The sequence below is a fragment of the Thermogemmatispora argillosa genome (assembly GCF_059696725.1).
Map to the genome: position 1 here is coordinate 2,047,932 of NZ_AP019377.1, position 14,861 is coordinate 2,062,792.

10 protein-coding genes are annotated in these 14,861 nt (G+C 60.1%); 6 read left to right on the plus strand and 4 right to left on the minus strand.

The features are described from left to right. Window positions 1–268: 268 nt before the first annotated feature. The 4 genes from AC6H1L_RS07965 (at window position 269) to AC6H1L_RS07980 (ending at window position 3,942) form a co-directional block, all read left to right on the plus strand. On the plus strand, window positions 269–718 hold the full coding sequence (locus AC6H1L_RS07965; protein ID WP_497600991.1) for a hypothetical protein: 450 nt from the start codon (window positions 269–271) through the stop codon (window positions 716–718). Between the two features lie 229 nt (window positions 719–947). Then, window positions 948–1,601 (plus strand): haloacid dehalogenase, encoded by a 654-nt coding sequence (locus AC6H1L_RS07970; RefSeq protein WP_497600992.1) that lies wholly within the window; start codon window positions 948–950, stop codon window positions 1,599–1,601. 225 nt (window positions 1,602–1,826) lie between these two features. Further along, complete coding sequence (menA, locus tag AC6H1L_RS07975; protein WP_497600993.1) at window positions 1,827–3,083, plus strand: 1,4-dihydroxy-2-naphthoate octaprenyltransferase; 1,257 nt, start codon at window positions 1,827–1,829, stop codon at window positions 3,081–3,083. A 400-nt stretch (window positions 3,084–3,483) separates the two neighbouring features. Then, window positions 3,484–3,942 carry a hypothetical protein gene (locus tag AC6H1L_RS07980; RefSeq protein ID WP_497600994.1) on the plus strand — a complete coding sequence of 153 codons (459 nt, stop codon included), beginning with the start codon at window positions 3,484–3,486 and terminating at the stop codon, window positions 3,940–3,942. Window positions 3,943–4,682: 740 nt separating this feature from the next. Here the strand turns inward: AC6H1L_RS07980 and AC6H1L_RS07985 are convergent. Next, window positions 4,683–5,195: a hypothetical protein gene (locus AC6H1L_RS07985; RefSeq protein WP_497600995.1), complete on the minus strand. Its 513-nt coding sequence runs from the start codon at window positions 5,193–5,195 to the stop codon at window positions 4,683–4,685. Window positions 5,196–6,542: 1,347 nt separating this feature from the next. Here AC6H1L_RS07985 and AC6H1L_RS07990 point away from each other — a divergent pair. Next, window positions 6,543–7,025 carry an Hsp20/alpha crystallin family protein gene (locus AC6H1L_RS07990; RefSeq protein ID WP_297161285.1) on the plus strand — a complete coding sequence of 161 codons (483 nt, stop codon included), beginning with the start codon at window positions 6,543–6,545 and terminating at the stop codon, window positions 7,023–7,025. Between the two features lie 72 nt (window positions 7,026–7,097). Next, on the plus strand, window positions 7,098–9,899 hold the full coding sequence (lon, locus tag AC6H1L_RS07995; protein ID WP_497600996.1) for an endopeptidase La: 2,802 nt from the start codon (window positions 7,098–7,100) through the stop codon (window positions 9,897–9,899). Window positions 9,900–10,207: 308 nt separating this feature from the next. On the opposite strand, the gene radC is transcribed toward lon, so the two are convergent. From radC to AC6H1L_RS08010, 3 genes are all read right to left on the minus strand, one after another. Further along, complete coding sequence (gene radC / locus AC6H1L_RS08000; protein ID WP_497600997.1) at window positions 10,208–10,936, minus strand: RadC family protein; 729 nt, start codon at window positions 10,934–10,936, stop codon at window positions 10,208–10,210. Between the two features lie 659 nt (window positions 10,937–11,595). Then, window positions 11,596–13,944 carry an ATP-dependent helicase gene (locus AC6H1L_RS08005; protein ID WP_497600998.1) on the minus strand — a complete coding sequence of 783 codons (2,349 nt, stop codon included), beginning with the start codon at window positions 13,942–13,944 and terminating at the stop codon, window positions 11,596–11,598. A 232-nt stretch (window positions 13,945–14,176) separates the two neighbouring features. Continuing rightward, entirely contained in the window at window positions 14,177–14,605 is a 429-nt protein-coding gene (locus AC6H1L_RS08010; protein ID WP_497600999.1) for a hypothetical protein, read from the minus strand. Window positions 14,606–14,861: the final 256 nt, after the last annotated feature.

Here is a 14,861-nt window from a genome sequence, read left to right on the forward strand (position 1 = left end):
AATAAAGATCAGCAAGAGAAAAGAAGCGCTTCTCCTGCACAGAGAGCAGAGTACTTGAGCGAGTTCCGCTTCTGAGTCAGACCGAGAGAAAGAGAGAGTAAGTGGAGCGCCCAGTCCAGGCGAGGTCAGGCGATTTCAGTTCAGCCAGGCACGGACGAGCATGCGGCAAGCTGTCAGGCAGCCGCTGCAGTCAAGCCAAGAAGCGGGATGCTAAAGGGCATCATGGCCGACCAAGTATGCTGCAAACACAGGAAGGGGAAGCGCAACCATGAATATTCACGAACAGCTAGAGAGTTTGCTGGCCAACCTAGGAGTGACTATGGAGCAGCAGCAACCGGAGCCCTATGAGGAGCACGAAGGGGCTGAGAACGAGGTACCCGAAGTCTCCATCTTTCAGGCATCGCGCGACCATTACGGCGTTTTCTACCGCCTCGACATCATTGAGCACGAGCCGCAGCTACGCATTATCGTGCCCGTCGAATACGGGGCCTTGAAGATGGAAGTATACCTGGTGCGCCTGAGCGAGCGGACAGGCATCAACAACTGGTTTCGCAGCCTCGCCAGCTACCGTGGCAGCGCCACCTTTGAGCGCAGCCGCGAGGTCAGCCTGCAGCATCTTCTCTACGCTGTGGCCGAGATTATGAAGCAGCTCTTCTGGGCCGGTGACCTGGATCGGATGCAGTTTCCGCCAGAGATTGAGGTAACTCGCCTGGTCTAGAGCCGCCAGAGCAGCGCTCGCCAAGCAGAAAAGCGATCAGATCAGCCCAAGCAGAGCAACTCCACAGAGCACAGCTCATCTCTCCATCAAGCCGCAACGCACCCACTCGCCCGGCTAGTGAGGCTGGGCGAGTGGGATTTTTTGCTGGCTGTGCCCCCGAGACGATGCCAGGCATATTGATCTATGGTACACTGGCTATATTCGAAAGAGGTCTGCAAAGGGAAACGCCATGATCGAGAACCTTGAGAGCCTTGGTCAAGAAGCGCTCGACTACCTTAACCAGAAGAACACCGCACGTGAGCAAGCCCTGCCGCGTGCGCGCACTTTGATCCGCTATTGCGCCAACAGCATCCGTGCGGCCCATCGGCGGGAATTTGCCGCAGCCGAGGAGCTGCTTGCCAGGGCGGGGGAGCTGCTTGCGCAGATCGGGATAGACCTGCGTGAGCAGCCGGATGTCTTCTACGCCGGTTTTGTTCAGGATGCCCAGAAAGAGTACGCCGAGGCAGCGGCCTTTCTGGCCCTGGTTCAGGGGAGAGCCTTACCTCACCCGCAGAGTCTCAATGTTGACTGGGCGCCCTACCTGAATGGCCTGGGGGAGGCTGTCGGAGAGCTGCGGCGCTACGTCCTCGATCGCCTGCGCCACGGTTGGCTTGCCGAATGTGAGCAGCTCCTGCAGCACATGGACGATATCTACGCCCTGCTTATCACCATCGACTTCCCCGACGCCATCACTGGCGGCCTGCGCCGTACCACCGACACAGCACGCGCAATCTTAGAGAAGACGCGCGGCGACCTCACCGTCGCGGTCCGGCAGGCGCAGCTTGAAGAAAAGATCAGCGAGCTGCTAACCGCGCTTCACGGGAAGGATGCGGCGCCTTCGTGATGTGCCGATTGGCCGGCAGGTTGTATACTAACAGTGACGAAGGCGTCACCTGCTCAGCTTGCAGGCCGCTGCATCGCCTGCAGGTGTGAGCCGCGAAACCAGAGCAGTTATCTTCTTCTATCACCTTGTTTTTTGTTCAGCGTCTCTCTGTCTTCTGGCCATCAGGCAAAGACCTGATGGCGTGCCGCCGGAGCCAGCGGCAAGCGCGCAGCAAAAGGGGGGCATATGTCGCAGCAAGAGCTTACGAACAAAGAGCAGCCCGCAAAAGAGTTAGAGAGTACAGCACCTAGCGATCATATCGGTAATGGGAAAGGAACACAAAAAGAGAATGAAATCAAAGCCAGCTCACAGATCGTGACCGCCGAATCGGTCCAGGCAGAAGAGGTACCCACTATTCCCCTGGGATCACTGCAGACCCTTAGCACTCTGCAGCCCGAGGTCTCGGTCCATTCGGTTGAAGCCGGAGAAGCGGTAAGCACGCCGACCCCGCTGGTAGCGCAGCCGGCGGAGTACCGGCGTAGCCTGGGCGAGTGGTTACGCATCTGGTGGGAAGGCATGCGGCCACGCTACCTTGTCTTAAGCATCATGCCATTCTTGCTAGGAAGCGCTCTCGCCCTGGCGCAGGCGCTTGGCCTACACGGGCCGACGGGGCTGGGGCAGTGGCATCCTCAGCGTTTCCTGGTGGGGCTGGTGGCCGTGGTGCTCTTACAGCTCGGGGCTAACCTCATCAACGACTACTATGACTACCTGCGCGGAATCGACACCAGCAACACGCTGGGGCCGGGCAAGCTCATTCAGCAAGGGCTAATCAAGCCAACACGCGTGCTGGCTCTCGGCCTGGTCCTTCTGGCCGGCGGCTCGCTGCTTGGCCTGTTGCTAGCCCTCTCCGCTGGCTGGCCGCTGCTCGTCTTCGGCCTGTTGGGGCTACTGGTCGCCTACTTCTACAGCGCCACGCGGCGAGCGCTCTCTTCGCTCATGCTTGGCCTACCGGCCACCTTCTGCGTCTACGGCCCGCTCATCACTCTGGGGGCCTACTACTTACAGCGAACCCAGCTTAACGGGCAAGCGTTCCTCTACAGCCTGATGCCAGGTCTGTTGGCTACCGCCTTTGTGCATGTCAATGATATGCGCGACGTTGAGGACGATGCCCAGGCCGGCAAGCGTACGCTGGCCAATACCCTGGGTCTTGGACTCAACCGGACCCTCTTTTTGCTCTTGCTGGGAGGCGCTTACTTTGTCCTCTTGCTTATCGGCCTGCCCCATAACGCGCCTCATCTGGTACTCATCGCCCTCTGGACCTTGCCCATCCTGGTTGTTGTGGTGAGCGGCATCGTACGTACCGACCTCGCCTCCGGTCTTCACCTGGTCATGCGCGACACCCTGAAGCTAGAGGCCTGGTTTATCGCTTTGCTCGTCGTGGCCCTGCTGCTTTCCGCCATCCTGCCCATCCTGCCTCAGCTGCCTTCCCTGGCCCTGCCATGAGCCGCTCGCCGGTGTCGGGTTCTCCAGCACTCAGCCAGCAATACCGATGCGAGAAGAGAGAATCCGGCACCGGCGCCAGCAGAAGGGAGCGGCCAGCTAGCCTGACTGCCAGCCGCTTCCTTCTGCTGGCGAGCTTCTCTATCAGGCTGAGCCTTGCCAGCAGGTCGGTCCGCAGTTACTTGCCAAGCCGTCGATCTCGTTGAGGGAAACTTTCACAGCAAAAGCCTGCTCCTCAACATTCGCCGCCGCAGTCAGCCAGCTTGCGCCAAGAAGCACGTTCCGCCCAGGCAGCCCACGCGAGTGTCTCAGCCCATTCGACCCATTTACAGGGATGGTACACTGTGCTACACTTTGGATGTGTCAAGGACGTCCTGGCGGTTATTTCAGAAGGAGGTGCCTCATGGCTGGCTGGGAACAGGAACTAGCCGAGCTACTGCGTGAGCTGGGGGTAACGCTCGAAGGCGAAGCACCTGACTCCCAAACTCACCTCCAGGCCAAACAGCGTGCGAGCTACAGCGATGTCAGACAAGTCGACGAGGAGGGCCAGGCCTCCGCGCTTTCCACATGGGACGACGATGCTCCCCCACCCGCTGACGAAGATGCCTGGTTAACAGAACTGCGCCTGATGCGCCTTGAAGTCGACTCCATTGTGGCTCAGGTGGTCCGCCTGATGCAAAACGGTGACCTCGATGCCTCCTTGAAAGAAGATGTTATGGTTGTGCTCCGCGCCTTACGCCGACGCGCCTCACCTGGTCCCTATGCCACTCCCAGCGATGAGACCTATCTGGAGTTCGCCGCCGCGATACTCCACTTCTGCCGTCTGGTCCTGCGCCTCAGCGAGACCGCCATTGAGGACTGAGCCGAGCGAGCAGAGTGATGCTCTTTACCGCCCGGCAATGCGAGAGAACACGGCCAGACCCAGCCCATAGCTCTCATCTTACTGCACTAAGGCCCCCCAAGCCAGGGTCTCACTGATAGTAGCTGCAGATCGCTCACTTGAGAGAGCGCGGTCCGGTCGAGAGTGTCTGCACGCGCCTTGATGAGCACCGCTTGGCGAGTCAGGAGAGCAGCGGAGTCTCAGTGCTCTTTGAGAGCGCGCAGGTTAGCTGACTGCAGAGATGAGGGCAAGCGAGAAGAAAGACAGCGGCCAACAAGCAACCTGAGCTGCTGCTCGGAGGAAGGACAGCAGCCGATGTCTCTTATGTTTGCCGCTCTTGCCGCTACTTGTTGATGCCTGCCCCAGCGAGCACAAGAAGTGCAGAGCTGTTTTCTTCCCCCTACCCGGCGAAAGGCGGAACCAGTCCCGTGCCCGCCTGGCCCCACCAAGCATTCGCCCGATCAGATCGGCTCATGCTCCTGTTCTACTAGCCTGCCCGGCCCAGCGCCCTGCTTCTGGGCAGGGTCCAGGCGGACAACCTCTTTCTTTGCTCCCGCCAACGGCGTCCCCCGGCCCCATCAAGACAGGCAGCACTCTGGCTGGCCAAGCCGGGGGAGCGGCTCGGTCCATCTTAGTCCTGCTTGTTTGCTTGCTGCCCTGCCCCCCACCTGAGATGAGACGCGAACGCAGTCGAAGATACAGGTGACCAGGAAGGAACAGGCTCAGGGAAGGCGGTATTGTTCTGGCAAGTGCTCCTGATCAAAGCCTTCGTTGACGAGGCCGCGCCTGACCAGGTAGCGCAGGAACTCCAGGCGGCGCTGCTGAAGCAGAGCAGCCGGCGAAGTCTCGGCGGGGGTCTCGTCCGCTTCGGAGCCGGAGCCGCGACAAGAGGCAGCTTCAGCGGGCTGCAAGAGACTGTTCTCCTGGGTCCAGCTCGTGCGCGCGCCTGTCAGCGAGTCAGCGTCGGGGTCGGAGGTAGGACCTGGGAAGGTCTGGAGGCCCTGGCCGAGAAATGGCATGCCCCCGATCGCCCCGGGCGGAGCTGTGAGCGTCGGTGGCACGAAAAGATCGGGCCAGTCAGTAGAGAGCCAACGCCGAGAAGCAGGGCCGGCTTGCGAGGCCCAACCACTGGCCGGCGTGGATGGAGAAGAGGGAGAGGTGGGCATGCCCGGTAGAGGGCGCTGACGCGGTGCTAACACCGGGGCGCTAGAGGCCCCACCCGCTTCCGCCGCCACCGCCTGGGAGCGCCGCTTTCTCCCGGGCCACCATGCGAACAATCGAGCCAGCCATTGAGAGAGTGTTCGCGCGATCATGGGAGTGCCCTCTATTCATATCAGGGCGCTGGCCGCGCCCGGCTAACCAACCAGGAAAGACGCGCCTGATAGCTGCTGAGTTGCCTGCTAACCTTTTGAAAACGCACGAAAAATAAATGACGCCTAAGAGACATAGTAGCATATCGTCATGAAGACGTCAAACCACCTTGCAATTTTCGCGCCTGCATGCCATAATCAAAAAGGCCAGGCGGCCACAAGGACAGACCTGGCCTGTAAACGGGAAAGGCACGCCTGCCCATACGCATGCACTCCGCTCCCGTGAGAGGGCCGGACGCCCAGCCTGCAGCCAAGCCGACAGCTGCATGGCATCGCGCCCTGGCCCACGCTGCTACCGGGTGATTGTGACCTTTGAAGCAGAAAGAAAGGCATGTGTCGGTCATGCAGGAAGACATCCTTGGTACCAGAAGGACTGCTATATCTGATACATACGTCAACTGCTCCAGGTGCAATAAGGCAACTCGTCTGCGCTATGCGCGCATCATCCAGAGCGACGTCCTCTCCGAGAGCCATTCAGAATATGAATACCTCTGCCCGGAGTGTCAGAAGGCGCTGGCCAGTGGCGAAAAAGATCTTCCTCTGCTCTAACTCAGTAAGGTAAGCAGATGTAGCGTCCACAGAGCCTTGGGAGCCTACGGGCCTATAGGGTGAGAAAGGGGCGTAGCCGCCAATTCCCTTCTCTCTCCATCGTCGCCGTCCGCAACGAATGAGACAGCAGCGAAGAGCGGACTGAAGCAGCCAGCAAGATAGGGAATGTCCAGTACCGCTCTCTCTGTCTATGTAAGATAGGGGAGAGAAGGGCGAGGCGGGCGGAGTGTTTCTTTGTTGCGTGGTAGGCAAGCAGGCAGAGAGGGCCTTGAGAGGAGGAGAGTAGCTCAGTGGGGGGCAGCGGCATTGGCCATCACCACGTGAGCCGGACTGCTGGCCTGCGCAGGTCCTGCTCACTGTCCTCCTGTGCCAGCTACAGGGTGGCTAAGGCGCCTGACCCGACTCGACCGGGCCAACATTGACAAGGGGGACTGGGCAGGCCTGGGCGCTTCAACTGCCATTTCTTCCAGTCTTGTCTAGTCTAGCAAGTGTTTACTCAAGAGCTTAGGGGAGAGATCCAGCCGCTAGCGCTGGAGGGAGCCAACGCAAGGAGAGAGATAGGCAGGCCAAGAGGCTGCAGAGAGAGCCAGAAGAGGCAAGGAAGCTGCATGTAAGGTCACGCCTCACGATCCGTTTGAGGAGAGTGAAACGAGGTAAACCAGTATGCGGATGCGCTACCGCTATGTGACCTATCGCTATATCGATGGGTCGGGGCAACAACTGCAACGCCATTACCGTCAGTTGTTGCAGGAGGTCCTGCGGCAGAGTCAGCAGGCCCTCCTTCAACGCTCGGAGGTCTGGCGACCCCCCGCCGATATACGCGAATCGGCGGAGCGGGTCGTCGTGAAGATAGAGCTTGCAGGCATGTCAGAGGATGAAATTAACGTGACACTCTACGAAGACGCGCTGGTGGTCAGCGGCGAGCGGCGAGACGACAGCGAAGACCGCGAGAATCTCTATTACCAGGAGGCACAGATCCGCTATGGGCCTTTCCGCGTCGAGGTCTTCATCCCCTCGCCCATCGATCGCGAGGCAGTGACGGCACGCTACGAAAACGGTTTTCTCTGGGTCACGTTGCCCAAGCTGCCCGCAACCCGCAGCGAGCCGCAGCGCGTCCAGGTCCGGCAGAGTGCCGCGGAGAAGTAGAAGAAACTAGCGAACCGAACGACTACTGATTGAGAAAGGTTTATGGAAAAGGATCAGAAGAAGCGCGAGCTTATGCCTGAGCAGGCGGTCGAAGAAGAAGAGGAAGAACAGGTTCAGGGAATACAAGACGAAGAGGAGTCTCAGGCGGAAAGTGCTCCAGCGCGGCGTCGTGCGGCGCGTAGCAGGCGAACAGCGACAGCGACTTCGGCGCGCAAGAAGTCGCGACGGCGTCAGCGGCATGCGGTCGATGAGGACCCCGAACCCTCCCGTGAGGAGCGCTCTCATCATCACCACCACTATCACGAGGAGCGGGAGGGTGAGGATGAGGAGCGGCTCTCGATCCCTGAGATCCTGCCGGTCCTTCCCCTCAAGGATGTCGTGGTCTATCCTTTCGCCATGCAGCCGCTGGCGGTCGGTCAGGAGCGCTCGATCCGCCTGATTGACGATATCATGCGCGGCAATCGCCTGGTGGTACTGGTGGCCCAGAAGTCGGCGGATATCGAGCAGGCCGGCCCCAATGACATCTTTAAGATTGGGACGGTCTCGCGCGTGGCGCGGATGATCCGCATGCCCGATGGCACCATCCATATCATCGTCCAGGGACTGGAGCGCGTGACCATCGGCGAGTTCGTTCAGGAAAAGCCCTATCTGAAGGCGCGCGTGACCCTCCGGCCTGATCAGCAGGAGAATGATACCGAGACGGAGGCCATCAAGCGCAACGTCGTCAGCTACTTCCAGCGCATGGTTGCCCTCGTCCAGAATGTGCCGGAAGGCGCTGCCGCCGCTAATCTCAACCTGGAGGAACCGCGCCAGGTGGTCTATCTGATCGCCACCTTCGTTCAGATGGACCTGCAGCTCCGCCAGAAGCTGCTTGAACTCGATTCTGTGCGCGCGAAGCTCAAGGAGCTGAGTAGCTTCCTCGCTCACGAGCTGGAGATCTTCGAGCTGGGCCGCAAGATCCAGAGTCGTGCCCAGGAAGAGATGAATAAGATGCAGCGCGAGTACCTCTTGCGCGAGCAACTGAAGGCCATTCAGCGCGAGCTGGGTGAGGAAAGCGAAGAGCAGGCCACTATCAACGAGCTGCGCGCCAAGATCGAAGAGGCCAAGATGCCTGAGGAGGCCCTCAAGGAGGCGAATCGCGAGCTGGCTCGCCTGGAGAAGCTGCCGACAGTGTCGCCCGAGTACAGCATTATCCGCACCTACCTTGAGCTGCTGGTCAGCCTTCCCTGGAGCAAGAGCACTGGCCAGACGATCGATGTTCAGAAGGCCCGCCAGGTCCTTGACGAGGATCATTACGATCTGGAGAAGATCAAGGAGCGCATCTTGGAATATCTGGCGGTGCGGCGCCTGAAGGAGGAGCGCATGGCTGAGCGGGCCAAGCGCGAGGAGGAGGCTGCAGAAGCCGCAGCGGAGGGCGAGGCCGATAAGCGTCGTCCAACGCAGCCCTTGCATTCGGGCGAGGCGAATCGCCAGCTTAACCGTGAGCCGATCCTGTGTTTTGTCGGCCCGCCTGGTGTGGGTAAGACCTCGCTGGGTCAGTCGATCGCTCGCGCCTTGGGACGCAAGTTTGCTCGCATGTCGCTGGGTGGCATTCGCGATGAGGCGGAGATTCGTGGCCATCGTCGCACCTATATCGGGGCCATGCCGGGGCGCATTATTCAAACGTTGCGACGTGTCGAGACCAACGACCCCGTGATTATGCTCGACGAGGTCGATAAGGTCGGGGCCGACTGGCGCGGTGACCCCTCTTCGGCTCTGCTGGAGGTGCTTGATCCCGAGCAGAACTATAATTTCCGCGATAATTATCTGGATCTGCCTTTCGATCTGTCGAAGGTCTTCTTCATCGCGACGGCCAACTCTCTGGAGCCAATTCCGGCGCCGCTGCGGGATCGCATGGAGATCCTGGAGCTTTCAGGCTATACCGAGGAGCAGAAGATGCATATCGCCCGCAATTATCTGCTGCCCAAGCAGATTGCGGCCAACGGTTTGCGCCCGGATGAGCTGATCGTCGACGATGAGGTGATCCGCCACATTATTCGCGGCTATACGCGCGAGGCAGGCGTACGCAATTTGGAGCGCGAGATCGGGACGCTCTGCCGCAAGGCAGCCCGCCAGATTGCTGAGGGGCGTCAGGCTCCGATCCATATTACGACGGAGCAGCTCACTGAGTACCTGGGCCGCTGGCGTTTCTTCGAGGAGGCCGCCGAGCGCATCGATCGGCCCGGCATCGCGACAGGCCTGAGTTGGACCCCGGTCGGTGGGGAGATCATCTTTGTCGAGGCGGCGGTGATGCCCAGCAAGGAGAGCCAGCTGATTTTGACAGGCCAGCTCGGCGATGTGATGAAAGAGTCGGCGATGGCAGCTCTCAGCTACGTGCGCTCCAATGCTGCTGCGCTGGGCCTGCCCAACAATGTTTTCGAGAACCAGGCTGTCCACATTCACGTTCCCGCGGGAGCTATCCCCAAGGATGGACCGTCGGCGGGCGTGACGATGGTGACGGTGCTGGTCTCGCTGGCCAGCGGGCGCAAGGTGCGCTCGGATGTGGCTATGACAGGTGAGATTACGCTGCGTGGGCGTGTGATGCCCATCGGCGGCGTCAAGGAAAAGGTGCTCGCCGCCTATCGCTCCGGTATCCACACGGTGATTCTGCCGCGCAAAAACGAGCAGGATCTCTTGGAGGACCTGCCGCGCGAGCTGCGCGAGCAGATGGAGTTTGTCTTTGTCGATGATATTAAGCAGGTGCTGGATGTGGCCCTGGAGGGCGGCCTGCCAGCACCCCGCGCGGAGGGCGCTGAGGGCCCGGGTGATCAGGATCGGAGCCAGGATCAGACCGGCCCCCAGGAAACGGCTGAGGCGATTGTCCGCGCTACATGACTGGACGGCAGTCAGCCGGCTGCAGTGGGAAGCCCACGGCGAGCCAAGCAAGGCACAAGACCCCATTGCAGCCGGCCTGTTTCTTCGCCCCTTTCTGCTGTTCTGACCTCTGCTTCGCCGGGTGCAAAGCCTGCTGTCCACTCCGCCAGCGCGCCTCTCCTTACTGCCCCAGCCAGCTCGCTTGCGCATGCAGGACGTTCGTCAATGGTTGGGTGAATCTGTTCTGATGCTACTGCTTTTGCTCTATTTTTGGCCAAGCCGGACATCTCCCTGCAGCCAGGGCAGTGCAGCTACACCGCAATGGCTATCTACCAGGCAAGCTGCTCCTTGAGGCTGACATAGCGCTGCTTGCCGATAATGAGATGATCGATCAGCTCCGTATCGAGCAGGCGGCCAGCGGAGACAAGCTGTTCGGTGATGGCGATATCTTCCGGGGAGGGCGTTGGGTCCCCGCTTGGGTGATTGTGGCAGATGAGAATGCTCGGGCAATTGCGCAAGATCGCCGGGCGAAAAACTTCTGCTGCCCGCAGAACCGAGCTGTTGACCGTTCCCTTGTAGCGTTTCTCGATAGCCACCACTTGATTCTTGGTATCCAGCAAGAGAATCCAGATCTCCTCATGTTCCAAATAGGCCATCTCCATCATGACCAGGCGCGCCGCATCTGCCGGGGAAGTGATGCGATAGCGCGCCTCGGGCTGCTCTAGCTGTAGGCGCCGGCCCAGTTCCAGCGCTGCTTTGAGCTGAGCCGTTTTAGCAGAGCCAAGACCGTACTCGCGGCACAGCTTCGCCAGATCCGCCCCCATGAGGCCACCCAGGCCGCCGTAAAGCACGAGGAGTTTGCCCGCCAGCTCCACAACGTTGCTCCGTTTCGTTCCCGTGCGCAGGACGATAGCCAGCAGCTCGACCGTCGAGAGGGCCTGCGGTCCGTAGTGCAGCAGGCGCTCCCGTGGGCGTTCGCTACTAGGCATATCGTGGATAGTAATGTGATACTCCCCTCGCTCGCCATTTTTCTCTTCTTTAAAGCGCTTATTTCCCATCAGTGTTTATATCCACAACCCTTTCTTCCATCCAGGAAATTGATCTAAGAATAAAAGGCTAAATCTATGATAAATGATTATATTTGGTCTGGCAATAGCCATATTTGGAAGCAGGCGGATTTTTGATATTTTCGCTTTCCTGCCTCTCTGCTCAGAACCAGAACGAGTTGAACGAGGACAGCTTTTAACGGGAGTATTACCTGCTAGTTGCACGACCTTAACAGAGAGGGACTACACTCCTTTTAGTCAGGGGAGCGCCGGCAAGCCTTCATTGAGCACAGGAGTTCTGGCATGGACCACGAGTGGGACGACGCTCCTCCTCCAGATCTGGAGAGCGATGACGACCCGCTCCTGCCGAGCTGATCTCTGGCTACTTTGGTCCTTTTGATTGAGCTGCTCGCCACCGTAGTAGTTGGCTATCTGTATGGTTATTCTATCCCTCAAACTATGCTTCTGTATTTCTGGGGGCTAGCTGGTTTGCTGCTTGGCTGCTTCCTGTTTGAACTCGTGATGGAGCAGAGGAGGGGGCGCTAAGGCAAGCAACGAGACGAAGAAGTTGGGGAAGCCGGACCTGGATGGGGGATCAGCGCACTGCCTGCTCTGCCGCCGCAAGGAGCATCTGACCTTTCTGTTCCCCCACTGGCGTGGACCGACGCGGCTCAGGGGAGGCGCTCCAGGCGCGCATAATCCAGGCTGAGACGCTTCTTGCCGTGCTTCCCCTGAAACTGGACCTCGACAAACTCAGAGCCACCTTCCAGCTCGCTCTTGAGGACGATGCCCTGACCAAAGAGATGGTGCAGCACGCGATCGCCAGGCTGGAAACGCGGGGCCGCCGGCGCAGTGGCAACATCGGCGGATGACGGTGTGAAGGTTGTGTCGGCGGGCATGGCCGGCGCGGAGCGGCGCGGACGGGAGCCAGCGCCACGCCCGTCATGGCCATAGCTCTCGTAGCGCTCCCAGGTTGAGGGCTGAAACGGCGAGCCAGGGCTTCCCAGAGTTCCGGGGCCAGAAGCAAAGAGATCGGGGGGAATGTCAGCGAGAAAGCGCGACGGTTCGGTATAGACCACATCGCCGAAATACGAGCGGCGGCGAGCGCGCACCAGATAGAGGCGGCGCATGGCGCGCGTGAAGCCGACGTAGGCCAGACGGCGCTCTTCCTCCAGTTGCTCGGGCGAATCGATGGAGCGGCCATGTGGCAGAATGCCCTCATCCAGCCCGACAATGAAGACGACCGGGAACTCCAGACCTTTGGCCGCGTGCAAGGTAATCAGCGTTACCGCATCCTGGTCCTCTTCATGCAGGAGGGTTCCCTCTTCACCGGTTTGCACCACGTCGGCCCCGCCGACAAGGGCCACATTCTCCAGGAACAGTTCCAGGGCAAGAGAGGTTTCGATCTCGGCGTAGTCCTCAGCGACGCGGCGCAGCTCCAGGATATTGCTCCAGCGTTCCTCCCCCTCGGGAGAAGCGCGCAGCTCGGGACCATAGCCCGTGCGCTCCGCCACGCGGTCCAGTAGCTCTGGTAGGCGCAGCTCCGCCACTGAGGCGCGCAGCTCTTCGAGCAGGTGGGCAAACTGTTGCAGAGCATTCTTGGCGGCCCGGCCCAGGGTCGGATGGTCCTCGCTGCGCTGCAGGGCAGCATAGAGCGAAAGCTGCTCCTCGCGCGCCCAGCGCTGCAGCTCGCCCAGCGACTTCGGACCAATCTTGCGATTGGGGACATTGATAATGCGCTGCAGGCTCAGGTCATCGTGGGGATTGAGCAGCAGGCGCAGGTAGGCCAGCATGTCCTTGACTTCTTTGCGCTCGTAGAACTTACGGCTTCCGATCACTTTGTAAGGAATGTTGGCCCGCAGGAACTGCTCTTCCAGGGCGCGCGACTGGGCATTCGTACGATACATGACAGCGATCTCGCCGCGATGGGCCACCTCGCCACGGGCCAGCAGCTTCAGAATCTCATCGGCGACGTATAGCCCTTCAGCCTCATCGTTATAGGCCTCATAGTAGATCAGCTTCTCGCCTTGACCGAGGGCCGTCCATAGCCGTTTCTCCTTGCGGGCCGTGTTGCGCCGCACCACGCATTGGGCGGCATCAAGGATATACTGGGTCGAGCGATAGTTTTGCTCGAGCAGGATGATACGCGCCTCGGGGAAATCGCGCTCAAAGGCCTGGACGTTTTCGGCACTGGCGCCGCGCCAGCTATAGATCATCTGGTCATCGTCGCCCACCACGCAGACATTGCCTCTGCCGCCGGGCCGCTCGTAGCTGCCCCGCCCCAGCAGGCGAATCAGCTTATACTGCGGCACATTGCAATCCTGGAACTCGTCGACATGGATATACTGCCAGCGCTGCTGGTAACGCTCCAGGACCTCCGGCTCTGTACGCCAGAGCTGCTCGGTGAGCATCAGGAGATCGTCGAAGTCGACGCTGTTATTAGCGCGCAGAAGCTGCTGATAGCGACGGTAGACGCGAGCGGCCACCTCCTCGGTATAGCGGCGGGCCTGCTCGGCCATCTGATAGGGAGAGAGCATGGCGTTTTTAGCGCGCGAGATCAAAGCGTGGATCAGCGAGACGCGATACTGCTTCTCATCGAGATCGAGATCGCGCAGAGCTTGCTTGATGAGAGCGGCCTGATCATCAGTATCGAGAATGACAAAAGAGCGGGACAGGCCGAGCGGTGCCAGCAGCTCCGCCTCGGCGCGCAGCACGCGGGCACAGATGGCGTGGAAGGTGCCGATATACATTTCGCGAGCCTCGCTGAGGCCCACTAACCTTTCAAGGCGTTCCTGCATCTCGCGCGCGGCCTTATTCGTGAAGGTCACGGCCAGAATGTGCCAGGGCCGCACGCCGCGGCAGCGCACCAGATAGGCAATGCGGTGGGTGATGACGCGCGTCTTGCCACTGCCGGGACCTGCCAGGATCAGTAGCGGTCCCTCGGTCGTGGTGACGGCCTCTCGCTGTGGCCCGTTAAGGCCGGCCAATATCTCCTGTTCCAGGTCGGTATACTCAGGCATCGTACGATCCAGATCTCTTGCGCCGGCGAGTCTGCTGCAATCGGCGAGCATCGATGCTGTGAAGAGAGAATGCCGTTGCTCACCTGACGACTGGCGCCCCACTCTGGTGGGCGTCTTGGGCTTCTATTGTAGCGCATTCCAGCCACGGGCACAAGCGTAGCAAGGATGCCCCGTGACTTCTGGCTCTCGCCCACCCGTGCCCCTCGCTGTCTCTGGCTTCTGATCAGCCCCCCTATTGAACGGCAGCATCCAGGACCAGGTAGAACGTGCCATCAGCCCCGCAGGAAACCAGGCGCAAGGCCCCGCGCAGACCTTCCACCCTGTCACAGCTATAGATCGCAGAGCTGGCCTCTCCCTGAAGAGTCTCTAAGACCTGGCAGCTCGTGGCCTCGACGGTCAGAGTCCGTACAATAGTCTCCCCCTGATCTTGTCTGAGAATCCGCTCCTGGTCGACGTAGGTCAGGCTGGCCGCCCGGCAGCGCTGGTAGGCATGAAGGAAACAGGCCCCTGCCAGCATGGCACGCCTGCGATCTGCGACGTTCTTGCTCAAGGCCTCCCTACTCGTGACGGTACCACAGTCAAGCGCCGATGCCTGATTCTGCTGCGGCTGCGCGCATGCTGAGGCTGAGACCAGTAGAAGGGTCAAAGCAAATAAGATCATGCAAGACGAAAACGAGGCTCTTTCTGCGATTCTTATCAAAAGGAACGTATGAGCACGCTTCTGCATATAGAGAACCTTCTTTCGTACTGTCGCTTCCTTCGTACCACTACCGGTCACGAGCCTGTCATGGATCAGGGCCCGCTCCAGCGGCTTTGAGACAGCGCTTTAGCCAGCCAGTGGGACGAAGGCGACCGTTCAGGTGGAAGGCTCTGAGCGGGAACCAGCCTCGTCGCCCCGCTCCGGCGGGACAAACTCC